This is a genomic window from Streptomyces lydicus (assembly GCF_004125265.1).
GTDB lineage: Bacteria > Actinomycetota > Actinomycetes > Streptomycetales > Streptomycetaceae > Streptomyces > Streptomyces lydicus_C.
Genome location: NZ_RDTE01000003.1, coordinates 6938259 through 6960792, shown reverse-complemented (window position 1 = coordinate 6960792; position 22534 = coordinate 6938259). Strand labels below are relative to the sequence as shown.

General features: G+C 72.0%; 23 protein-coding genes. 11 read left to right on the top strand and 12 right to left on the bottom strand.

The genetic code is table 11. The features are described 5' to 3' along the window. The first annotated feature begins 65 nt into the window (after positions 1-65). The 8 genes from D9V36_RS33125 to D9V36_RS33090 all read left to right on the top strand — a co-directional run bounded on the left by D9V36_RS33125 (position 66) and on the right by D9V36_RS33090 (position 8162). Positions 66-836, top strand: coding sequence for an IclR family transcriptional regulator (locus tag D9V36_RS33125; protein WP_129297005.1), 771 nt, complete (start codon positions 66-68; stop codon positions 834-836). Between the two features lie 104 nt (positions 837-940). Then, positions 941-1963 carry a hypothetical protein gene (locus D9V36_RS33120; RefSeq protein WP_241721130.1) on the top strand — a complete coding sequence of 341 codons (1023 nt, stop codon included), beginning with the start codon at positions 941-943 and terminating at the stop codon, positions 1961-1963. Positions 1964-2007: 44 nt separating this feature from the next. Continuing rightward, positions 2008-3306: a sensor histidine kinase gene (locus tag D9V36_RS33115; protein WP_129298851.1), complete on the top strand. Its 1299-nt coding sequence runs from the start codon at positions 2008-2010 to the stop codon at positions 3304-3306. Positions 3307-3331: 25 nt separating this feature from the next. Further along, positions 3332-4069 (top strand): response regulator transcription factor, encoded by a 738-nt coding sequence (locus D9V36_RS33110; protein WP_129297004.1) that lies wholly within the window; start codon positions 3332-3334, stop codon positions 4067-4069. Between the two features lie 295 nt (positions 4070-4364). Beyond that, on the top strand, positions 4365-5195 hold the full coding sequence (locus tag D9V36_RS33105; RefSeq protein ID WP_129297003.1) for an NAD-dependent epimerase/dehydratase family protein: 831 nt from the start codon (positions 4365-4367) through the stop codon (positions 5193-5195). Positions 5196-5385: 190 nt separating this feature from the next. Next, on the top strand, positions 5386-5658 hold the full coding sequence (locus tag D9V36_RS33100; protein WP_129297002.1) for a GlsB/YeaQ/YmgE family stress response membrane protein: 273 nt from the start codon (positions 5386-5388) through the stop codon (positions 5656-5658). A 76-nt stretch (positions 5659-5734) separates the two neighbouring features. Continuing rightward, positions 5735-7003 carry a TerD family protein gene (locus D9V36_RS33095; protein ID WP_164993206.1) on the top strand — a complete coding sequence of 423 codons (1269 nt, stop codon included), beginning with the start codon at positions 5735-5737 and terminating at the stop codon, positions 7001-7003. Positions 7004-7289: 286 nt separating this feature from the next. Further along, positions 7290-8162: a class I SAM-dependent methyltransferase gene (locus tag D9V36_RS33090; protein ID WP_129297001.1), complete on the top strand. Its 873-nt coding sequence runs from the start codon at positions 7290-7292 to the stop codon at positions 8160-8162. Positions 8163-8221: 59 nt separating this feature from the next. Here the strand turns inward: D9V36_RS33090 and D9V36_RS33085 are convergent, their stop codons facing one another. Continuing rightward, on the bottom strand, positions 8222-9679 hold the full coding sequence (locus tag D9V36_RS33085; RefSeq protein ID WP_129297000.1) for an alkaline phosphatase PhoX: 1458 nt from the start codon (positions 9677-9679) through the stop codon (positions 8222-8224). 249 nt (positions 9680-9928) lie between these two features. Beyond that, positions 9929-11443: a hypothetical protein gene (locus D9V36_RS33080; RefSeq protein ID WP_129296999.1), complete on the bottom strand. Its 1515-nt coding sequence runs from the start codon at positions 11441-11443 to the stop codon at positions 9929-9931. Positions 11444-11699: 256 nt separating this feature from the next. Between D9V36_RS33080 and D9V36_RS33075 the strand changes: the two genes are divergently transcribed. The 3 genes from D9V36_RS33075 to dapA all read left to right on the top strand — a co-directional run bounded on the left by D9V36_RS33075 (position 11700) and on the right by dapA (position 14930). Continuing rightward, positions 11700-13538, top strand: coding sequence for an endonuclease/exonuclease/phosphatase family protein (locus D9V36_RS33075; protein WP_129296998.1), 1839 nt, complete (start codon positions 11700-11702; stop codon positions 13536-13538). Between the two features lie 125 nt (positions 13539-13663). After that, positions 13664-13813, top strand: a complete 150-nt coding sequence (locus D9V36_RS41220; protein WP_164993083.1) for a hypothetical protein — start codon at positions 13664-13666, stop codon at positions 13811-13813. A 157-nt stretch (positions 13814-13970) separates the two neighbouring features. Continuing rightward, the gene (gene dapA, locus D9V36_RS33070) at positions 13971-14930 is read left to right on the top strand and encodes a 4-hydroxy-tetrahydrodipicolinate synthase (RefSeq protein ID WP_129296997.1); all 960 of its coding nucleotides are present in this window, start codon (positions 13971-13973) and stop codon (positions 14928-14930) included. Here the strand turns inward: dapA and D9V36_RS33065 are convergent. The 10 genes from D9V36_RS33065 to sufD form a co-directional block, all read right to left on the bottom strand. Beyond that, positions 14839-15822, bottom strand: a complete 984-nt coding sequence (locus D9V36_RS33065) for an EI24 domain-containing protein (RefSeq protein WP_129296996.1) — start codon at positions 15820-15822, stop codon at positions 14839-14841. The genes dapA and D9V36_RS33065 overlap by 92 nt on opposite strands. A gap of 186 nt (positions 15823-16008) precedes the next feature. Then, positions 16009-17010, bottom strand: a complete 1002-nt coding sequence (dapD, locus tag D9V36_RS33060; protein ID WP_129296995.1) for a 2,3,4,5-tetrahydropyridine-2,6-dicarboxylate N-succinyltransferase — start codon at positions 17008-17010, stop codon at positions 16009-16011. A 112-nt stretch (positions 17011-17122) separates the two neighbouring features. After that, positions 17123-17662 carry a TetR/AcrR family transcriptional regulator gene (locus tag D9V36_RS33055; RefSeq protein WP_129296994.1) on the bottom strand — a complete coding sequence of 180 codons (540 nt, stop codon included), beginning with the start codon at positions 17660-17662 and terminating at the stop codon, positions 17123-17125. Next, the gene (locus D9V36_RS33050; RefSeq protein WP_129296993.1) at positions 17662-17982 is read right to left on the bottom strand and encodes a DMT family transporter; all 321 of its coding nucleotides are present in this window, start codon (positions 17980-17982) and stop codon (positions 17662-17664) included. The genes D9V36_RS33055 and D9V36_RS33050 overlap by 1 nt, the downstream gene beginning before the upstream one ends. A gap of 129 nt (positions 17983-18111) precedes the next feature. Then, entirely contained in the window at positions 18112-18447 is a 336-nt protein-coding gene (locus D9V36_RS33045) for a metal-sulfur cluster assembly factor (RefSeq protein WP_129296992.1), read from the bottom strand. Continuing rightward, on the bottom strand, positions 18444-18902 hold the full coding sequence (sufU, locus tag D9V36_RS33040) for a Fe-S cluster assembly sulfur transfer protein SufU (protein ID WP_129296991.1): 459 nt from the start codon (positions 18900-18902) through the stop codon (positions 18444-18446). The genes D9V36_RS33045 and sufU overlap by 4 nt, the downstream gene beginning before the upstream one ends. A 54-nt stretch (positions 18903-18956) precedes the next feature. Continuing rightward, the gene (locus D9V36_RS33035; RefSeq protein WP_129296990.1) at positions 18957-20213 is read right to left on the bottom strand and encodes a cysteine desulfurase; all 1257 of its coding nucleotides are present in this window, start codon (positions 20211-20213) and stop codon (positions 18957-18959) included. After that, the gene (sufC, locus tag D9V36_RS33030; RefSeq protein ID WP_129279797.1) at positions 20210-20974 is read right to left on the bottom strand and encodes a Fe-S cluster assembly ATPase SufC; all 765 of its coding nucleotides are present in this window, start codon (positions 20972-20974) and stop codon (positions 20210-20212) included. The genes D9V36_RS33035 and sufC overlap by 4 nt, the downstream gene beginning before the upstream one ends. Before the next feature lie 7 nt (positions 20975-20981). Further along, entirely contained in the window at positions 20982-21299 is a 318-nt protein-coding gene (locus tag D9V36_RS33025; protein ID WP_030086270.1) for a non-heme iron oxygenase ferredoxin subunit, read from the bottom strand. Beyond that, a complete protein-coding gene (gene sufD, locus D9V36_RS33020) occupies positions 21296-22516 on the bottom strand; it encodes a Fe-S cluster assembly protein SufD (protein WP_129296989.1) in 1221 nt (406 codons plus the stop codon). Before sufD ends, D9V36_RS33025 begins: the two co-directional genes overlap by 4 nt. Positions 22517-22534: the final 18 nt, after the last annotated feature.

The following is a 22534-nucleotide window of genomic DNA, read 5'->3' as shown; positions in this document are numbered from 1 at the left end:
GAACACTGTCCCACATGGTGAACAACCGGGACTCTATGGCGGTCCGAACAGAGGGGTCAAGGGCGATGTCAGCTGCCGAGACCGGTGGATCTCAGGTCAAATCCGCGGTGCGGACGGTGGAGTTGCTCGAGTACTTCGCACATCGTCCCGGTATGCACAGTCTGTCCTCTGTCCAGGAAGCCGTCGGCTACCCGAAATCCAGCCTCTACATGCTGCTGCGCACCCTGGTCGACCTGGGCTGGGTCGAGACCGAGGCCACCGGCACCCGCTACGGTATCGGTGTCCGCGCACTGCTGGTCGGCACGTCGTACATCGACGGCGACGAGGTGGTGGCCGCGGCCCGGCCGACGCTGGACCGGCTCTGCGACGACACCACCGAGACCATCCACCTCGCCCGCCTGGACGGCACCGACGTCGTCCACCTCGCCACCCGTCAGTCGCCGCACTCCCTGCGCCCGTTCACCCGCGTCGGCCGGCGGCTGCCCGCGCACTCCACCGCGCTGGGCAAGGCGCTGCTCGCCACGTACAGCGACGACCAGGTACGGGAGATGCTGCCGCCGACGCTCGCGCGGCTGACCGAGCACACCCTCACCGACCGCGAGCAGCTGATCGAGGAGCTGCACGCGGTGCGCGAGCGGGGCTGTGCGGTCGACCGCGAGGAGAACACCCTGGGCCTGCGCTGCTTCGGCGTCGCGATCCCGTACCGCACCCCGGCCCGGGACGCGGTCAGCTGCTCGGTGCCGGCGGCCCGGCTGACCCCAGCCCATGAACAGATGATCGAGGACGCCCTGTTCGACGCCCGCGACCGGCTGACGCTGGCCACCCGGCGGCTGTGAGACGGCCCCACAGGGCCGGTTGAGCAACTCCTCCCCCGTACGACGGAGGGGGATCGTCACCGGGGCCGAGGTGCCGCGGGGCGGCCACCGGAAGGCTGGCGGCCATGAGCACTCGGACCAGCCGGCCCGCACGGGCCCCGCACCCCGCCGCACCGTCCCCCGCCCCACGCACGGCGGCCCGTACGGTGCTGCGCCTGATCACCCTGGCCGCCTGTATCCCCTACCTCTCGCTCAAGATCGCCTGGCTCGCGGGCAGTCACCTCGGCATCCCCGAGGGCAGCGCTCTGCGCCGGGACGGAAACAGCCTGATGGCGCTCAACGCACTGACCGTGCTGATGGATGCGGCGGTGATCGTGCTGGCGTTTCTGCTGACCCGGCCCTGGGGACGGCGGATACCGGCCTGGCTGCTGGCGCTGCCGATGTGGTGCGCCACCGGCCTGATCGCACCGATCCTCGCGGTCTTCCCCGTACAGCGCCTGGCCGCGGCGCTGCGCGGGGGCGCGGCCGGCAGCGGACCGCACGCCGGCCCGGAGGAGCTGCTCGCCCCGTGGGTATGGAGCGTCGTCTACACCGGCTTCATCGTGCAGGGCCTGGCCCTGGGCGCCCTCTTCGTGCAGTACGCCAGGGAGCGCTGGGGCCCGTTGTGGCGCGGCCGCCTCGATACGCTCGCGCACGGTGCCACCCGGCCCGCCCGCCGGCTGACCGGAGCCGCCGTGGCCGTACTGAGCCTGCTGCCCGCCGCGGTACATCTGCTGTGGGCGGCCGGCGGCACGACCGGTCTGAATCCGGCGCGGGCCGCGGCGACGGATCTCGACGCCCGGCTCAACGACGCCGGGTACGTCCTGTTCGCCGTGCTCACCGCGGCCGGTGCACTGACCCTGGCGTACGGCCGGGGGCGCCGGATCCCGCTGCTCCTGCCGCTGGCCGCCACCTGGCTGGGGTCGGGCGCCCTGGCCTGCTGGGGCGGCTGGCTGACGCTGACCACGCTGACCGCCACGGCATCCGATCCGAAGCTGCCCGCACCGCTGATGAGCCTCACTTACTCTGTGCAGATGATCGTGGGGACGATGGTGGCGGTGGCGGGGTCCCACTTCTTCGCCGAACGTGCGGCCGTCCGGTGCGACTGACCGGCCGGCGCTGGGTCCATCTGGTGCTGGGCGGCGCGCTGTTGATGCCCTTCTTCCTGCTGGCCTCGGTGGCCGTGCCGCTGGCCGTGGAGGGTGCCGACCCGCTGCGCCAAGTGGGCTGGCAGTTGGCCGCGTTCGGCTGTGCGCTGCCACTGGCCGCCCTGGCGGCGCTGCTCTTCCCGCTGCTGCGGCCGCTGGAGGTGACCGCCGTACGGTCGCTGTGCGGGGTGCCCGCGGAGCGGCTGGCCGAGGGGCCGGCTCTCTCGTGGGCGGCCCGGCGGCGGACCGCGCTGTGGTTCGTGGCGCATCTGCTGGCCGGGGGGATCGTCAGCGGGATGACGCTGGCCGCGCCGCCGGCCGCGGTGCTGTTGCTGTTGCTGCCGTTCTCCGAGCCCCTGCGGCACACCGCGCTGGGCTGGCCGGACGCCTTCTCGGGCGTGCTGGGTCCGCTCGCCGGGCTGGCGCTGCTGGCTCTGGTGGCCGGCACGTCCTGGGCGGCGGGGGCGCTGCTGGGCCGCATCGCCCCGGCGCTGCTGGGCCCCACGCCCGCCGACCGACTGGCCGCCGCCGAGCGCCGGGCGGGGGATCTGGCGTCCCGCAACCGGCTGGCCCGCGAGCTGCACGACGCCGTCGGACATGCGCTGAGCGCGGTCACCCTCCAGGCGAGCGCGGCCCGCCGGGTGCTGGACGCGGACCCGGAGTTCGCCCGCCGGGCACTGGCCGCCATCGAGGAGACCACCCGCGGGGCGGTCGCCGAACTGGACACCGTACTCGGCCTGTTGCGCGAGGAGGACGGTGCCGATCCGGCGGCGCCCGCGCCGAGCCTGGACGGCCTGGACGCGCTGCTCGCCCGGACCCGGGCGGCGGGCCTGGCGGTCGAGGCGACGGTCGAGGGACGGAGCGCGGGGCCGGCATCGGTGGTCTCGCGGGAGGCCTACCGGATCGTGCAGGAAGGCCTCAGCAATGCGTTGCGGCATGCCGGTCCGGTGTCAGTACGGCTTCAACTGCGGTGTGAAGAGCGGGAGTTGACGATCCTGATGGAGAATCCGGTGACCGGGCCGACGGACAGTTCCCCCCCGGCGGCGGACCCTGCGGGCGGGGGCCGTCCGTTCGGGGACCGTCCGTTCGGGGACCGTCCGTTCGGGGACCGTCCGTTCGGGGGCCGCGGGCTGCGGGGCATCGCCGAGCGGGCACGGCTGCTGGGCGGCGAGGCGACGGCCGGGGCCCAGGACGGCGTATGGCGGCTGACGGCCCGGCTGCCGTCGGCGGGGGCGACGGACTACGGGGCTACGGGCGACGGGGTGACAGCCGACGGAACGGGGCGAGGAGTGGGGGCAGGGTGAGTGAGCGGGGACAGGGGGGCAGCGCATGACCACGCGTCAGGACGACGACCAGCGGTCCGGCGACGGGGGTGACCGGGGTGACGGCGGTGACGGGTGCGTTGCCCGCCCACTCCGTATCGTCCTCGCCGACGACGAGCGGATGGTGCGCACGGCGCTGCGCGCGATCCTGGGCGCCGAGGCGGACATGGAGGTCGTCGGCGAGGCGTCGACCGGCGCCGAGGCGGTGCCGCTGATCCGGGCACTGCGCCCGGACATCGTGCTGATGGATGTCCGGATGCCGGAGATCGACGGAATCCGGGCGACCGAGCAGGTGCTCGCCGGGATGGACCGGCCGCCACGCATCATCGTGGTGACCACGTTCGAGAACGACGCCTACGTCTATGACGCGCTGCGGGCCGGTGCCAGCGGGTTCCTGCTCAAGCGGTCCGGTGCGGAGGACCTGGTGCAGGCCGTGCGGCTGGTGGCGCGCAGCGACTCGCTGCTGTTCCCGGCCGCGGTGCGGCAGCTGGCCGCCCGGCACGCCGGGGAGCGGGCCGCGGACGACGCGGTGCGGGCACTGCGGGCCCGGCTGTCGGAGCGGGAGCGGGCGGTGCTGCGGCTGATGACGGCCGGGATGACCAATGCCGAGATCGCGGACCGGCTGGGGGTGGGCCCGGCCACGGTCAAGACGCATGTGGCGGGGGTGCTGGCCAAGCTCGGGGTGCGGGACCGGACCCAGGCGGTGATCGCCGCGTACGAGTGCGGGTTCGTCCGGCCGGGGTGAGGCGAACGGCCAGGGGGATGCGAACGGCCGGGGTGACGCGTCCGGCCGGGGTGATGCGTCCGGCCGGGGTGATGCGCGGCCACGCCGGAGTAGCGATTCCGGGTCGGCCGAGGGTCCCCAACTGCCCCGCCACAAGCGGATTCACCGGCCCCGTCAAGCGTCTTGACCGGCCGTGAGCCGGCTCCTTCAGCGTGTCCGCACAAGGCGTGTTCACACAGCTGCATGCTGCCCATTGAATGCCGTCCATGCTGTCTGCGCATACGGCCCCGCTGTTCAGCCGGAGGAGTCTCCCCCCATGACCGCGCCCCACCCCGCACCCCGCACCGTCCTGCTCACCGGCGCCGCCGGCAGGCTCGGCACCCTGATGCGTGAGCTGCTGCCGCCGTACGGGTACCGGCTGCGCCTCTTCGACCAGCGGCCCGTCGACACCACCGCCGGCGAACCGGACGCGATCACGGCCGAGCTGGCCGACACCGAGGCGCTGCGCGAGGCGGTGCGCGGGGTCGACGCGGTGATCCATCTCGCCGGCATCTCCCTGGAGGCCGGCTTCGAGCAGATCCTGCGCGCCAACATCGAGGGCACCTACCGCCTGTACGAGGCGGCGCGCGAGGCGGGCGTCCGCCGGATCGTCTTCGCCTCCTCGAACCACGCCGTCGGCTTCACCCCGCGCCCCGCGGACGGCTCCGGCGCCATCCCCGTCGGCACACCCCGCCGTCCCGACACCTACTACGGGCTGTCCAAGGGGTTCGGTGAGGATCTGGCCTCGCTCTACTGGGATCTGCACGGCATCGAGACCGTTTCGGTGCGCATCGGCGCCTGTTTCCCGGAGCCGAACTCGGTGCGGACGCTGTCCATCTGGCTGAGCCCGGCCGACTGCGCACGGCTGCTGCACGCCGCGCTCACCGCGCCGGACGTGGGCCACACCGTGGTCTACGGCTCCTCCGCCAACACCCGCCTGTGGTGGGACCTGTCGACCGCCCGCGCCCTGGGGTACACGCCGCAGGACGACTCCGAGCCGTACGCGGAACGGCTGATCGCCGCGCAGGGCGCACTGGACCCGGAGAACCCCGGACACGCCTTCCTCGGCGGCACCTTCTGCACCGACCCTCCCCGGTGGCCGCACTGACGGTCCCGCACGGCGGTCATGCCGGGGGTCCCGCATGGTGGGGCCGGAGCGACGGTCCCGCCCGGTGCCGCACCACCGCCGAACCGCCCCGCCGTACGCACGTGGCCCCTGCCACGCCACGGAACCCCCGCCGCCCGCGGGGCGTCCTGGTCTGTGTACCCACCCACCGCGCAGGAACGAGGAACGCATCATGGGCATCGTCAGCTGGCTCGTACTCGGGCTGATCGCGGGCATCATCGCGAAGGTCCTGCTGCCGGGGCGGGACCCGGGCGGCATCGTCGGCACCACCCTGATCGGCATCGTGGGGTCCTTCCTCGGCGGCTGGCTCTCCACCAAATTCCTGCACCGCCCGATCCCCAAGGACTTCGGCGAACCGTCCATGTGGATCTCCTCGGTCGCCGGGGCCCTGGTCCTGCTGATCGCCTACCGGCTGCTCTTCGGCAACTCCCGCGAACGCCGGTGACCGGGCTCGGCGGCCATCGGAGGGCAGGTAATGGAACCGCAAAGGCGGGCCGATCGTTGAGCCCGGCATGACCGCTATGACTCCTGGCTCGAACCTCCCGCTGCACGCCGTGCGGGTGGCGGTGGACGTCACCGCCCCCGTGCGGCTGGACGTATCGGGCCTGCTGCTCGCCGCCAACGGCAAGGTGCGCTCCGACGACGACTTCGTGTTCTACAACCAGCCCAGCGGACCGGGCGTGACGCACTCCGCCGCGGCCGGCGGCGGCGACACCATCACCGTGGACACCGCCGCGGTCCCCGAGGGCATCGAGAAGATCGTGGTCACGGCGAGTCCGGACGCCCCCGGCGCGACCTTCGCCGGCACCGAGCCGACCGGCACGGTCCGCAACGCCGACGACGGCAGCGTCATCGCCTCCTTCACCCCGCCGCAGCTGGGCCCCGAGACCGCGCTGGTGGTCGTCGAGATCTACCGCCGGGGCGGTGTCTGGAAGGTCCGCGCGGTCGGCCAGGGCTATGCCAACGGCCTGGCGGGGATCGCCACCGACTTCGGTGTCAGCGTGGAGGAGCCGGCCGCGCCCGCCGCCGCGCCGCAGGCACCTTCCGCACCCCAGGCACCTTCCGCACCTCAGGCACCGTCCGCACCTCAGGCACCCGCCGCTCCCCCGGCCCCCGCAGGCCAGTGGGGACCGCCCGCGGGCGCCCCGGCCCCGGTCGCCCCGCCGCCCGGTGCCGCGGCCCCGGCCCCCGCCGCTCCGGCAGCCGCCTCCGGCAAGGTCAATCTCGACAAGGGCCGGGTCAGTCTGCAGAAGAACCAGACCGTCTCGCTGGTCAAGGGCGGCCGGCCGCTGCTCACCTCGGTCACGATGGGGCTCGGCTGGGAGCCGGCCTTCCGCGGCAAGAGCATCGACCTGGACGCCTCGGTCATCGCCTACGGCCCGGACCGCAAAAAGATCGACAACTGCTTCTTCGGCAAGCTGATGATCCTGGGCGGTGCGATCCAGCACTCCGGCGACAACCTCACGGGCGAGGGCGCAGGCGACGACGAGTCGATCACCGTCCATCTGGGCGGAGTTCCCCCGGAGGTGACGGGCCTGGTCTTCGTCGTGAACTCCTTCTCCGGCCAGAAGTTCTCCGACGTCGCCAAGGCGTACTGCCGTCTGGTGGACGCCCAGAGCGGCGAGGAGCTGGTCCGCTTCGACCTCACCCACGCCGAGCCGCGCACGGGCGTGATGATGGCCAAGCTCATCCGCCAGTTCTCCGGCGAGTGGGAGATGACCGCGCTGGGCGAGTTCGTCGACGCCCGCACGGTGCGCGGCATGGCCAAACCCGCCGCACAGGCCCTGTGAGCCGCTGACACCCACCGTCCCTGACGGGCCACCGTCCCTGACAGGCCACCCACCGTCAGGGACGGGGACCGGCGGCCGTCGCCCCTGCCGCGGGAACGCCGGGAACGCCGGGAACGCCGGGAACGCCGGGAACGCCGGGAACGAAAACCTCCCTGGTGCGGGAAGGCGCCCAGGACCGAAAATTGTGCCGTCCCCCTTCCCGCCACGCCCTTTGGCCCGCCCCGTCACGGCCGCCCCGTCCGGCCCGTCGCGGCGCGTCCCCCACGGCACGCACGAGGAGCGTTCGATGACGCAGCAGCCGCCGGCCGGACCCGCGGATCCCCCGGACGGTCCAGCCCTCCCGGACCTTCCCGACCAGGTCGCGCTGACCTACGGCGCACTCGACCTCAGCACCGTCCCCGCCTTCGCCGGCGGCTTCATCAACTTCGGCTACTGGACGGGCCTGCCCGGCCCCGCCGGGCGGCCGCTGACCGAGGCCGACCGGGTACGCAGCGAGCAGGACCTCTACCGCCTGGTGCTCGGCACCTTCGACCGGCCGCAGGGCCGCACCGCCCTGGAGGTCGGCTGCGGACGCGGGCTGGGCTCCGCGCTGGCGCTGCGGGAGTTCGGCCTGGGCACGGTCCTCGGCATGGACGCGCACCCCGACCAGATCGCCCGTGCCCGGGAGGAGAATGCCGCGCTGCTCGCCCCGTCGTCGGACGCCTCCGGGCGGCTGACGTTCCTCCTGGGCGCGGCCGAGCGCATCCCGCTCCCCGGCGGCGGTGTCGACTGCCTGTTCTCCGTCGAGGCGGCGCAGCACTTCCGCGATCCGGCCGGTTTCGCCCGGGAGGCGGCGCGGGTGCTGCGCCCGGGCGGCCGGCTGGCGCTGACGACGTTCTTCGCCCGTACCCGGGAGGCGGCGCGAGTGCTGCCCACCGTGCTGCCCCCGTACGCCGACGGCCTGGACGTCCCGCACGTGGTCGACGAGGTCGCCGCGACGCTGACCGCCGCGGGTCTGCGCGACGTCCGGGTCCGCTCCATCGGCGACGGCGTCTGGAAGTCCTACGACCGTTATATGGCCCAGCAGCCCGAGCTCCGCGACGAGTGGCCGCGCCGTTACCTGACGGCGTACGAGACCGGGCTGCTGGATTACTACCTGCTCACGGCCGGGGCGGACTGAGCCGCCCGCCCCGTGACCGCCGGGGTAGGCCACCGCTGACGGCACGACCGCCGTTGGCGCTACCCCTGACGGCGCTGCCGCTTCCAGGGCCCGGTGATGGCCAGCATGATGCCGGGCTCCTGGATGTTGGCGAACAGCGTGCGCCCGTCCGGGGAGAACACCGGCCCGGTGAACTCGCTGAACTCCGGCTCGTCCGCGGTGCCGATGTTGAGGTCGTTGCGGGCGATCGGGTAGGTCCGGCCGTCCTCGGTGGCCCCGAAGAGGTGCTGGACGCCCTCGCCGTCCTCGGCGATGATCAGCCCGCCGTAGGGCGAGACGGTGATGTTGTCGGGGCCGTCCAGGGCGCCGTCCTTCGACGGTTCCTTGTTGACGCCCAGCAGCACCTTCAGCGTCAGGGTCCGCCGCCGCGGGTCGTAGAACCAGACCTGGCCGTCGTGCTGGACGGGGCTCTCGTCGCGGGCGTACGAGGACACCACATACGCGCCGCCGTCCGCCCACCACAGGCCCTCCAGCTTGCGGGCGCGGGTGACCTCACCGTCCTTGAACTGCTTGCGCACCGAGACCTTGCGGGCGTCACGGTCGGGGACCTCGACCCAGTCGACGCCGTAGACGGTGCCGGCCTTGGTGGCGCGCGAGAGGTCGTCGACGAACCGGCCGCCGGAGTCGAAGCACTTGAAGGCCTCCAGCACACCGGCGTCATCGGCCAGCGTGCGCAGCTGTCCGCGGCCGTGCCGGAATCCGTGCGGCGGGGTCCAGCGGTAGAACAGGCCGTTGGGGGTGTCGGCGTCCTCGGTCAGGAAGAGGTGACCGCGCTTGGGGTCGACGACCACGGCCTCGTGGGCGTAGCGCCCCAACGCCTTGACCGGCTTGGGGTTGCGGCCGGCACGGAGGTCGTGCGGGTCGACCTCGAAGGCGTAGCCGTGGTCCTTGGTCATGCCGTGCTGGCCGGCCTTGTCCTCGTTCTCCTCGCAGGTGAGCCAGGTGCCCCAAGGAGTGGTGCCGCCCGCGCAGTTGGTGGAGGTGCCGGCGATGCCGACCCACTCACCGACCGGGCTGCCGTCCTTGGCGACCTCGACGACGGTGCAGCCGCCGGCCGCCGCCGGGTCGTATACCAGCCCCTCGGCCAGCGGCACCGGGTGCGGCCAGTCGGCGCGCGGGCCCTTGAGCTCGTGGTTGTTGACGAGGAGGGTGGTGCCGCGGTGGCCCGCGAAGGTGCCGGTGCCGTCGTGGTTGGAGGGGGTGGACTCGCCGCTGTCCAGCTTGGTGACGCCGGTCCGCGTGATGATCTTGTACGAGAACCCGGCGGGCAGCGCGAGGATGCCGTCCGGGTCCGGGACCAGCGGGCCGTAGCCGACGCCGTGACCGTGGCCGTCCGCCGCACCGTCCGGACCCGCGTCCGGTGCCTCCTCGGCGAGGGCCCCGGGCGCGGTGGCCAGCACCCCGACGCTCCCGGCCAGCGTGACCCCCGCGCCGGCGAGGGCGGAGCGCTTGGCGAAGTCTCTACGGGTGAGCGGCATTGTCATCTCCTGGACGGCCGGTTTCTGCATCCCCTGTGCCTGCGCCGCACACGCTCCCGTGCGTCGTCGAACTCCAGTTGAACGCCGTGCGACATCCAGGAAGCAGTTGGGGCCGGTCCGGCGGATCAGGGCCGGAAAAGGTCCTGATCCGCCGGACCGGCCCCGGGCGCAGGGGGTGTCTCCCCGCGAACCGGTCCGCCCCGGCCGTGCCCGGGTGGTGGCTCCACCGGCCGTGCCCGGACGGCGTTGTCAGCCGGACTGCCGCGAGCGCGCCTTGAAGGCCGCCTTGCGGGCCTCCTTCGCCGCCTTCTTGTCCGGGTGCAGCCGGCCCATGACCTCCAGGACGTCGGCGGTGGCCGGGTGGTCCACCCGCCAGGCCGTGTCGAAGAACCCGCTGTGCTGCTCGGTCAGGCCCTGCACCAGGTCGCGCAGCTCGCCCGTGGCGTCCTCCTCGGCGCTCTCCAGCTGCGCCGCGATGGTGTCCACCGTCAGCCAGAAGATCATCTCCTGGGACGGCTCGGGGATGCCGGGCAGCGCCCGCTCGGCGAGCCAGACCCGGGCCAGACCGCCGAGCTGCCGGTCGTCGAGCACCTCGCGCAGCGCGGCCTCGGCGTCCGGCGAGACCAGCGAGAGGGTCTGCTGGGCGGCCAGCCGGCGCCGCGGGGCGCGGTCGTCGTCGCCGCGGGCGGCGGTGAGCAGGTCCCGTGCGGCGTCCAGGGGCGTACGGGCGGCGAGCCACAGCTCGGACTCGGCCTGGGCCAGCGCCTCGGGGTAGTCGGGCAGCGCCTCCAGGAGGACATCGGCGCCCTTGTCGGCGAGGTCGCCGACCGCCGGGGCGGCCACCCCCGCGTCCAGCATCCGGGCGCGTACCGCGTAGACACCGAGCGGGGTGAGGCGGACCAGGCCGTAGCGGGAGACGTCCTCGTCCGTGAGCGGCCCGTCGGCGGGGGCCGCCGGGGCGCCGTCCGTCAGGACCGTCTCGCCGTCCTCGTCCAGCTCCTCGATCAGCGCCTCGTCGACGGGCCGGTAGGCGACCAGACCGATCGGCTCCAGCACCCGGAACTGGTCGTCCAGGCGCATCATCGCCTCGGAGACCTCTTCGAGGACATCGTCGGTGGGCTCGTCCATATCGTCCGGGACGATCATGGAGGCGGCCAGCGCGGGCAGCGGAACCTCCTGGTCGGGGCTCTCGCTCAGGGCCGTGAGCAGATAGAGGTTGCCGAGGATGCCGTCCAGCAGCTCGGCCTCCTCCTCGGGGTTCCAGTCGATCGCGTCCAGGTCGAGTTCGCCGCCCTCGGTGAGCTGGTCGGCGAGATCGGCGAGGTCGGGGGCGGCCGCATCGGCGAGCACGGTCTCCATGCCGCCCAGCCAGATGTCGAGGATGTCCTGCGGGCTGCCGGAGGTGAGCAGGTCAAGCTCCTCGCCGGGGGTGGCGAGGCCGGCGGCGGCATCGTCGGGGAGGTCGTCGCCGTCCTCGCCGTCGGCGCTCTCCTCGATCTCCACGAGTCCGGTGTCCACGGCCAGCTGCCAGGCCTCGGCGGTGTAGGCGGCGCCGTCCTCGTCGCCCGCCAGGCCCAGGTGCTCGGTGGCGGCGGCCAGCGGCTCGTCGAGGATCTGACCGCCGACGCCGACCGGGACACCCCGTTCGGCCCAGCGGGCGAGCTTCGCGGCCCGGGCCAGCAGGGGGGCGCTCAGCGCGTCCCTGGCCAGTTCCGCTTCGGAGTGCAGCCGCACCGGCGGCAGGGTGGGGCGGTCTGCGGACATCGGGTGCTCAGCTCCTCGGACGGACTACGGCTGGGGTGCCTCCCAGCAGTAGCTGGGGGAACGCGCCGCCCAAGCGTAGACGGAATTCGCCGTAACCCGGACGGTTCACCCGCACGTCCCCTGCCGGTCACCGGGAGAAGCTTGACAACTCCCCTGTGTGCGCAAGAGATTGACGCAGTCGACGCGCGTAGCGCGCGCCGGTCCGGCTCCGCACGCCACCTTCACCGGCCACCCCCCATACACCTCGGAGGCATCCATGCCGTCCCGTCGTTCACTCCGCAGACCGGTCACCCTCGGCGCGGTGATCTGTGCCGCCCTGGCCGGCGGACTGCTGACCGCCACGCAGTCCGCCTCCGCCGCCGGCACCCGGATCCACGACATCCAGGGCAGCACCCGTATATCCCCGCTGGCAGGACAGCAGGTCAGCGAGGTGCCCGGCACCGTCACCGCGATCCGCTCGTTCGGCTCGGCGCGCGGCTTCTGGGTGCAGGACCCGCACCCGGACAAGAACCCCGCCACCAGCGAGGCGGTCTTCGTCTTCACCGGGAAGGAGACGCCGAAGGTCGCCGTCGGCGATGCGATCACCTTCTCCGGCACGGTCAGCGAGTACTACCCGGGTGGCAAGGACGCCGGCCTGCAGTCCGTCACCGAGATCACCGGTGCGACCTGGAAGACGGCCTCCTCCGACGCCCCGCTGCCGGCCGCCTTCAAGCTCAACCCGGCCTCGGTGCCGAATCGTTACGCCCCCTCCGCGGGCGGCGACAGCATCGAGTCGCTGAAGCTGCGCCCCTCGTCGTACGCCCTGGACCGCTACGAGTCCCTGGAGGGCATGCGGGTCTCCGTCTCGAACGCCCCGGTCGTCGGCCCGACCAGCAGCTACCACGAGCTGTGGGTGACCGCCGAGCCCGGCCACCACCGCACCGCCCGCGGCGGGACGCTCTACGGCTCGTACGCGGACCCCAACGGCGGCCGGGTCAAGGTGGCGTCCCTGATCCCGTTCGCGCAGCAGCCGTTCCCGGTCGCCGACGTCGGCCAGGCGCTGTCCGGCACCACCGCGGGGCCCCTGGACTACGACAACTTCGGCGGCTACACCCTGCAGGCCACCGAGCTGGGCAAGGTCACCGGTGACAGCCCCACCCCGGAGACCACCCGCAAGCAGAAGTCCGACGAGCTGGCGGTGGCCACCTACAACGTCGAGAACCTGTCCCCCGCCACCCCGCAGGCCAAGTTCGACCGGCTGGCGAAGGCACTGGTGCAGAACCTGTCCTCGCCCGATGTCGTGGCGCTGGAGGAGGTCCAGGACGACAGCGGTCCCAAGGACAACGGCGTGGTCACCGCCGGGGAAACCCTCAAGAAGCTGACCGACGCCATCAAGGCGGCCGGCGGTCCGGCGTACGAGTGGCGGCAGATCGACCCGGTCAACGACCAGGACGGCGGCCAGCCCGGCGGCAACATCCGCACGGCGTTCCTGTTCAACCCCGAGCGGGCGTCCTTCACGGACATCAAGGGCGGCGACGCCACCACCGCGGTGAAGGTGGTCGACGACCACGGCAAGGCCTCGCTGTCCGCGTCCCCGGGCCGGATCGCGCCCGCCGACGAGGCGTGGAAGACCAGCCGCAAGCCTCTGGTCGGCGAGTTCTCCGCGAAGAGCCGTCCCGGCAGCCGGGTCTTCGTGGTCGCCAACCACTTCAACTCCAAGGGCGGCGACCAGGGTCTGGACAGCCGTTTCCAGCCCCCGGCCCGCAGCTCCGAGACCCAGCGCACCGCCCAGGCCCGCCTGGTCAACACCTTCGTCAAGGATCTGCTGGCCAAGGACCCGAAGGCCGATGTGGTGGTGGCCGGTGACCTCAACGACTACCAGTTCTCGCCGGCCCTGAAGGACCTCACCGCCGGCGGTGTGCTCACCGACCAGGTGGGCCGGCTGCCGGCCGCCGAGCGCTACGGCTATGTCTACAGCGGCAACTCACAGGTGCTGGACCACATGCTCACCAGCCGTCCGCTGACGCGGTCCGACTACGACATCGTGCACCTCAACGCGGAGTACGCCGACCAGGCCAGCGACCACGATCCGCAGGTGCTGCGCATCAAGCCGTAGTCCGCGGCATGTCACCCCGTGTGACACTCCCGTCACCCGCCTGGCCCACGCCGGGGGGCCAACTGCCGCGTGGGGTGCGGTACTGGGCATGTAAGAAACATTCGGCGAGACATTAGGGAGTCATCATGCCGAAGTCCCAGAACCGTAAGTCGGGCAACAAGGAGCGTGCCGCCGAGCGGCGCACCGACCAGCGGAAGCCGAAGTCGTCGGAGGAGTCCGCTTCCGAGCGGACCCAGGACCTGAAGCGTTCGCGGAATGGCCTGACTGGCGCGTGATGGGCCTGTGATGCCCGAGCGGCCGTCGCACCGGAAGGCGCGGCGGCCGCTTCGCGTTCCGGGCCTGTCACCGGACGCAGCGCTGCTTCACACATCAGCCGGCACAACTCAGCGGACGTGAAACATGAGGCGCCCCCAGACTCCTGGCACACCGACCATGACCACTCCCCTCACACCCCCGGCGGCCGCATCACCCTTCGGCCGGGTCGTGACCGCCATGATCACCCCGTTCACCGCCGAGGGCGCGCTCGACGCCGACGGCGCTCAGCGGCTCGCCGCCCATCTCGTCGACGACGGCGGCTGCGACGCCCTGGTGCTGAGCGGCACCACCGGGGAGTCCCCGACGACCTCGGACGCCGAGAAGGAGACCCTGCTGCGGGCCGTGGTCGAGGCCGTCGGCGACCGGGCCCGGATCACCGCGGGGATCGGCACCAGCGACACCCGCCACTCCGTCGCCCTGGCCCGCAGCGCCGAACGGGCGGGCGCCCACGGCCTGTTGGTGGTCACGCCCTACTACTCACGGCCCACCCAGGAGGCCGTCACCCACCACCTGCGAACGGTCGCGGACGCCACCGGACTGCCGGTGATGCTCTACGACATCCCGGGCCGCACCGGCACCGCGCTGGCCGTCGGAACGCTGCTGCGGCTGGCCGCCCATCCGCGGATCGCGGCGGTCAAGGACTGCGCCTACGACCCGCTGAAGTCGGCGAAGGTGCTGGCCGCGACGGGCCTGGCCTACTACGCGGGCTGCGACGAACAGATCCTCCCGCTCCGTGCGCTCGGCGGCGCCGGCTGCGTCAGCACCGCCGGCAACGCCGCGCCCCGGGCGGTGCGCGCCGTGCTGGACGCCTTCGACGCCGGCGACACGGCCGGGGCGACCCGCCGTCAGCTCGCGCTGATCCCGCTCATCGAGGCGGTGACCGGCGGCGAGAACCCCGGCGCGGTCACCGTGAAGGCACTGCTCAACCACCTCGGCCTGCCCGCGGGGCCGGTCCGCGGCCCGCTGCTGGCGGCGGATGCCGAGCTCACCAGGCGGCTGGCGGACGCGCTGCAGACGACCCTGGACCGGACTGCGGACGGGGATACTGCTGGGGTGCCTGCGGCTGTCCCTGGTTAGCGGGGTAGGGCGCGGGCGCCGCCCCGAAGCCGCCCGGCTGCGCGTACGGCGTGCCCGGCTGTCCATAGGGCGCGCCCGGCGCTCCGTACGCCGCACCGGCGGCCGGGTCGTGCCCCGTCGCCGCTGCGTCCCGCTCCGGCGCGGGCGGCTCCTCCTCGTCCGCCACCAGGTCCCGTACCAGCAGCGTCGCGCCGGCCACCGCGCCCGGCATCAGCACCACCGCGACGAACGGGATCAGGAACAGCAGCACCACCGGGGTGCCGAAGCCGACCGCGAGCGCCTTACGGCCCCGCAGCAGCCGCAGCCGCTCCCGCACCGGTATGTCCCGGCGCTGCAGGGCCACCGAGGTCAGCTCGACGGTGAGGAAGAAGCCGGAGACGCAGAAGCCGACGGCGGGGACCACGGTCTGCCCGAGGAAGGGCACGAAGCCGAGGGCGAACAGCAGGATCCCGAAACCGGCGGCCCGCAGCAGCACATGGATACTGTCGCGCAGGGCGATCCCGATCTCCCGCCACAGCGGGCGGTCCGGGGGCGGCGGGCAGTACCCCTCGGACTCCTCGACCTTCTCCGACAGCGACTCGTAGAAGGGGTCGCCGATCAGCAGGGTGACGGCGGTGAACGTCAGCACCGACAGCATCAGTCCGCCGGCGAACAGCAGCGCCACGAAGACTCCGCGCAGCAGCCCCTGCCAGGGCGAGCCCCAGTCGTCGGCGAACGGCGTCGCCCAGGCCGCGATATCGCCGGACCAGAGGGCGAGCACGGTGAGCACCACGGCGTACAGCACCAGCGCGATCAGCGCCGGGATCAGCCCGAATCCCCACCACCGGCCGTGCCGGGCGACCCAGCGCTGCCCCTTACCCAGATACCGCATCCCCGCTGCAAGATCACGCATGGCGCCCAGCCTAGCGGCGTCCGGCCGGGGCGGGGGGCGGGACGACAGGGGCAGCTAGGGCAGGAGGAGCGCTGGGGCAGGAGAGGTGGCAGGGAGCGGAAGCCGAAGCGGCCCGGCGGGTCTCCCCCGCCGGGCCGCTGACGCTGCCGTGCCGGGCCGGCCGCACGACCGGCCCGGCCCATGGCCTCAGTTGTGGCTGTGCAGCACCTCGTTGAGGCCGCCCCAGGTCGCCTTGTTCGGGCGGGCCTCGACGGTGCCGGTGGTGGAGTTGCGGCGGAAGAGGATGTTGTCCGCGCCGGAGAGCTCCAGGGCCTTGACGATCTGGCCGTCGGGCAGCGTGACGCGGGTACCGGCGGTCACATACAGCCCCGCCTCGACCACGCACTCGTCGCCGAGCGCGATGCCGATGCCCGACTCCGCGCCCAGCAGGCAGCGCTCACCGATGGAGATGATCTGCTTGCCGCCGCCCGAGAGGGTGCCCATGGTGGAGGCGCCGCCGCCGATGTCGGAGCCGTCGCCGACGACCACGCCCGCGCTGATCCGGCCCTCGACCATGGAGGTGCCCAGCGTCCCGGCGTTGAAGTTGACGAAGCCCTCGTGCATGACGGTGGTGCCGGCCGCGAGGTGCGCACCCAGGCGCACCCGGTCGGCGTCCGCGATCCGCACCCCGGTGGGCGCGACATAGTCGGTCATCCGGGGGAACTTGTCGATGCTGGTGACCATCAGATGCAGGCCCTCGGCGCGGGCGTTCAGCCGCACCGTCTCCACCTGGTCCACGGCCACCGGGCCCAGCGAGGTCCAGGCGGCGTTGGACAGCAGCCCGAAAAGGCCCTCCAGGTTCTGTCCGTGCGGCTTGACCAGCCGGTGGCTGAGCAGGTGGAGGCGCAGGTAGGCGTCGTGCGCGTCCAGCGGCTTGTCGTCGAGGGAGGCGATGACCGTACGGACGGCGACGACCTCGACACCACGGACCGGGTCGGGGCCGATCGCCTTGAGCACGGCGGCGCCCAGCAGTTCGGTGGCACGCGCGTCGTCGAGGTGCTCGGTGCCGGCCGGGCCGGGCGCGCCGACCAGCTCGGGCGCCGGGAACCAGGTGTCGAGAACGGTGCCGTCGGAGGTGACGGTGGCGAGCCCGGCGGCGACGGCGCCGGTCGTACGGGAAGAAGCAGCGGAAACAGCAGCATCGGTCATGCTCGAAACCTAACCGGAGGGCGCCCGCCGAGGCGAACCGGTCCCATCAGCCGGGCCGGGCCGTGGGACGCCTCCACCGGTCCGCCGGGGCCCGCCCGACGGCCGGGCCGGCTCAGCCCAGCACGCCGGCCAGCCCGGCCCGCACCGCCTCGGGGTCGAAGGGCTGCCCGGTCAGCAGATGCTGCAGCACCAGTCCGTCGGTGAGGGCCACCACCGTCCGCGCCGTGCGCATATCGCCGATCCGCGCTCCGAGCAGGTGCACCATCTCGTCCAGGCATGCGGCGGCGATCGGCCGCACCGCCTCGTGCCGCAGCGCCGCCAGATACAGCTCGTACTCCAGCTCCATCCGCCTGCGGTCGCCGCTCAGTGTCTCCTCGACCAGCCTCGCGACCTCCTCGGCGAGCGGTGCCGCCGGGTCGATGCCGTCGACCCAGCGCGCGAAGTCGGCCAGGCACACGACGTTGGACTGCCGCAGCGCGGCGACCAGCAGCTCGTCCAGGGTCGCGAAGTGGTAGGTGGTCGAGCCGAGCGGGACATCCGCCGCGGCGGCCACCGCGCGGTGGCTGAGCCCGGCGATCCCGCGCTCACCGACCACGGTGATCGCCGCGTCGATGATCCGCTGCCGCCGGTCCGGGTCGTAGCGCCGGGCCATCAGTGCGCACCGTCCAGATTCAGCACCACGACACCCGCGATGACCAGCAGTACGCCGAGGATCTTCGGCGCACTGGTGCTCTCCCCCAGGAACACCATCCCGATCGCGGCGATCAGCGCCGTGCCGACACCGGCCCAGATGGCGTACGCGGTGCCGACGCTCATCGATTTGAGCGTCTGGGCGAGCAGGGCGAAGGCGAGCAGATAGCCCAGCGCGGTGGCCAGCGAGGGCCACAGCTTGCTGAAGCCGTCGCTGTACTTCATCGCGGTGGTCGCAAGCACCTCGGAGAGGATCGCGCCGGCAAGCGTCAGGTAGGCCATGCGTACGAGCGTACACAGCGTTGCGTACGGTCGTACATACGCGTGCGCATCCCCTCCGCCCGGCACGCGATACGGCCGTGCCCGCCAGTGGTGACTGGCGGGCACGGCCGTACGCTTGAGGAGATCGCGTCAGACGTTGAAGCCCAGCGCGCGCAGCTGCTCGCGGCCGTCGTCGGTGATCTTGTCCGGGCCCCACGGGGGCATCCAGACCCAGTTGATCTTCAGTTCGCTGACGATGCCGTCCGTGGCGGACTTCGCCTGGTCCTCGATGACGTCGGTCAGCGGGCAGGCCGCGGAGGTCAGCGTCATGTCGATGGTGGCGATATTGGCGTCGTCGACGTGGATGCCGTAGATCAGCCCCAGGTTGACGACATCGATGCCCAGCTCGGGGTCGACGACGTCGTACAGCGCCTCGCGGACCTCTTCCTCCGAGGCCGGCTTGGTGGTGGTCGGGGTGTCGGTCATGCGGTCTTCGCCTCCTCGGAGAGGGCCTTGGCCGTGGCGTCCTTCCAGGCCATCCAGCTGAGCAGCGCGCACTTCACGCGCGCCGGGTACTTGGAGACGCCGGCGAACGCCACCGCGTCCTCCAGCACCTCCTCCATGGCGTCATCCGGCTCGACCTGTCCCTTGGACTGCATCAGCTCCAGGAACGTCTCCTGGATCTTCTGCGCCTCGCCGAGCTCCTTGCCGACCAGGAGGTCGTTGAGCACCGACGCGCTGGCCTGGCTGATGGAGCAGCCCTGGCCCTCGTAGGACACATCCGCAATCGTCGCGCCGTCGAGCCGCACACGCAGCGTGATCTCGTCACCGCACGTGGGGTTGACGTGGTGCACCTCGGCGTCGCCGTCCCGAAGACCGCGCCCGTGCGGGTGCTTGTAGTGGTCCAGGATGACGTCCTGGTACATGGAATCCAGCTTCACGGCTCAGTCAGTCCTCGTCCTCATCCGCTGTGCTTGTTAACCGGCTGGGTCTTCTTAACCGAAGAAGTTGCGGACGTGCTCCAGGCCCTCGACCAGGGCGTCGACCTCGGCCGGGGTGGAGTACAGATAGAACGACGCTCGCGTGGTCGCAGGAATTCCGAAGCGCAGGCAGACCGGCCGTGCGCAGTGGTGACCCACGCGGACCGCTATGCCCTGTTCGTCCAGCACCTGGCCGACGTCGTGCGGATGGATGTCACCGAGCGTGAAGGAGAGCGTCGCCCCGCGGTCCTCGGCCGTGCTCGGGCCGATGATGCGCAGGTCGGGGACCTCCAGCAGCCGCTTGACGGCGTACTCGGTGATCGCGTGCTCATGCGCGGCGATGTTGTCCATGCCGATCGAGGTGAGGTAGTCCACGGCCGCACCGAGGCCGACGGCCTGGGCGATCGGGGGCGTACCGGCCTCGAACTTGTGCGGCGCGGGCGCATAGGTCGAGGAGTGCATCGAGACGGTCTCGATCATCTCGCCGCCGCCGAGGAACGGCGGGAGGTCCTCCAGCAGCTCCTGGCGGCCCCACAGCACACCGATGCCGGTCGGGCCGCACATCTTGTGGCCGGTGAAGGCCACGAAGTCGGCCTGCAGCGCCTGGACGTCCAGCACCATGTGCGGGGCGGCCTGCGAGGCGTCGATGCAGACCAGCGCGCCGACCTCCTGGGCGCGGCGGATGATCGTCTCGACCGGGTTGATGGTGCCCATGATGTTGGAGACCAGCGTGAAGGAGACGATCTTCGTCTGCTCCGTGATGATCTCGTCGATGTTGGACAGGTCGAGACGTCCGTCGTCGGTGATGCCGAACCACTTCAGCTTCGCGCCGGTGCGCTGCGAGAGCAGCTGCCACGGCACGATGTTGGAGTGGTGCTCCATCTCCGTGATGACGATCTCGGTCTCGCGGTCCACGCGGTAGGGCTCTTCGGCCCAGCCGAGCATGTTGGCCACGAGGTTGAGCGACTCCGAGGCGTTCTTGGTGAAGATCACCTCATCGCGGCTCGGGGCGTTGATGAAGGCGGCGACCTTGTCCCGCGCGCCCTCGTACAGCGCCGTGGCCTCCTCGGCGAGCACATGCACGCCGCGGTGGACGTTGGCGTTGTGACGTTCGTAGTAGGCGTTCAGGGCGTCGAGGACCTGACGCGGCTTCTGCGAGGTCGCCGCGTTGTCCAGGTACACGACCTTCTTCCCGTCGTGGATCTGACGATCCAGGATGGGGAAGTCCTTACGGATCGCCTCGGTGTCGAGGAGGCCCGGCAGCTGTGTCACGCGGTTGCGCCACCCTTCGTGTAAGCCTCGTAGCCCTCGGCCTCCAGCTTGTCGGCGAGCTCGGCGCCGCCGGACTCGGCGATGCGGCCGTTGGCGAAGACGTGGACGTGGTCGGGCTTGATGTAGCGCAGGATGCGCGTGTAGTGGGTGATCAGCAGGGTGCCGACCTCGCCGGTCTCGCGGACGCGGTTGACGCCCTCGGAGACCGTGCGCAGCGCGTCGACGTCCAGACCGGAGTCGGTCTCGTCGAGGATCGCGATGGCGGGCTTCAGCAGCTCCAGCTGAAGGATCTCGTGGCGCTTCTTCTCACCGCCGGAGAAGCCCTCGTTGACGTTGCGCTCGGCGAAGGAGGGGTCCATCTGCAGGCGCTCCATGGCCTCCTTGACCTCCTTGACCCACAGCCGCAGCTTGGGGGCCTCGCCGCGGATCGCGGTCGCGGAGGTGCGCAGGAAGTTGGAGACCGAGACGCCGGGCACCTCGACCGGGTACTGCATGGCGAGGAAGACGCCGGCACGGGCGCGCTCGTCGACGGACATCTCCAGGACGTTCTCGCCGTCGAGGGTGACGGTGCCACCGGTGATCGTGTACTTGGGGTGACCCGCGAGGGAGTAGGCGAGGGTCGACTTGCCGGAGCCGTTGGGGCCCATGATGGCGTGCGTCTCGCCCTGCTTCACGGTCAGGTCGACGCCCTTCAGGATCTCGCGCGGGCCGTTCTCGGCCTCGACGGAGACGTGCAGGTCGTGGATCTCAAGCGTTGCCATGGGGAACTCAGGACTCCTGGGTGACGGAGACGAGCACGTCGTCCCCTTCGATCTTGACGGGGTATACGGGGACGGGGCGCGTCGCGGGAAGGCCGCTCGGCTTGCCGGTGCGCAGGTCGAAGCTCGAACCGTGCAGCCAGCACTCGATCGAGCAGTCCTCGACCTCCCCCTCGGAGAGGGAGACGTTGGCGTGCGAGCAGATGTCGTTGATCGCGAACACCTCGCCCTCGGTGCGGACCAGGGAAACGGGCGTGCCGTCGAGTTCCACCCGCTTGGGGGTGTCCTCCTCCAGCTCGCTCAGCGCCGCTGCGCGTACGTAGGTCATGCCGCGGACGCTTCCAGCTCGGCCTCGATCTTGCTCATCAGGCGCTCTTCGACGTCCGGGAGGCCGATCTGCTGGACCAGCTCGGCGAAGAAGCCGCGGACGACCAGCCGGCGGGCCTCGTCGGCCGGGATGCCGCGGGCCATGAGGTAGAAGAGCTGCTCGTCGTCGAAGCGGCCGGTCGCCGAGGCGTGGCCGGCGCCGACGATCTCGCCGGTCTCGATCTCCAGGTTGGGGACCGAGTCGACCCGCGCGCCGTCCGTGAGGACGAGGTTGCGGTTGAGCTCGTAGGTGTCGGTGCCGGTGGCCGAGGCGCGGATCAGCACGTCGCCGATCCACACGGCGTGCGCGTCGTCGCCCTGCAGTGCGCCCTTGTAGACGACGTGGGAGCGGCAGTTGGACGCCTCGTGGTCGACGAAGAGCCGGTGCTCGTGGTGCTGGCCCTGCTCGGTGAAGTACAGACCGTAGAACTCGGCCTCGCCGCCGGGGCCCGCGTAGGTGACGCGCGGGTGCAGCCGGACGAGGTCGCCGCCGAAGGTGACGATCACGGACTTGAAGCCGGCGTCCCGGCCGACCAGGGCGTTGTGCTGCCCGGTGTGGACGGCCCGGTCGTCCCAGTCCTGGACGGAGACGACGGTCAGCTTGGCGCCGTCACCGAGGAGGTAGTCGACATTGGCGGCGAGCACCGCGTCACCGGTGTGGTCGATGACCACGACCGCCTCGGCGAACGCGCCGAGCTCGATGACCTGGTGGGCGTAGGCCGTGCCGCCCTCGCCGTGGACGGTGATCCGGATCGGCTCGGAGAGCTGGGCCTCCTTGGGGACCGAGATCACCGACGCCTTCTCGAACGAGCTGTACGCCTGGGCGGCGACCCGGTCGACGGGCGTGCCGGCCTTGCCGACCCGCGGGTCGTCACGGTCGACCAGCTCGTGCGTGACACCCTCCGGAGCGGCGATGTCGATCTTCAGGTCGGGACCGCCCGCCTCGGCGCTGCCGTCGTGCAGGCCCTTGAGGCGCGCGAGGGGCGTGAAGCGCCACTCCTCCTCGCGGCCGTGCGGCACCGGGAAGTCCGCCACGTCGTAGGACGGCGGGGCGCTCATCCGGGTGGCGACGGTGGACTCCGCGGCCACCGCGAGAGAGCCGGTGGTCGTGGAGCCTGCCGGTGGGGGTCCCCCCGCTCGAGCGGAGCCGAGAGAGGGGGAGTTCTGAGCCTCAGCCATGGCTGTCGTCTAGCTCGC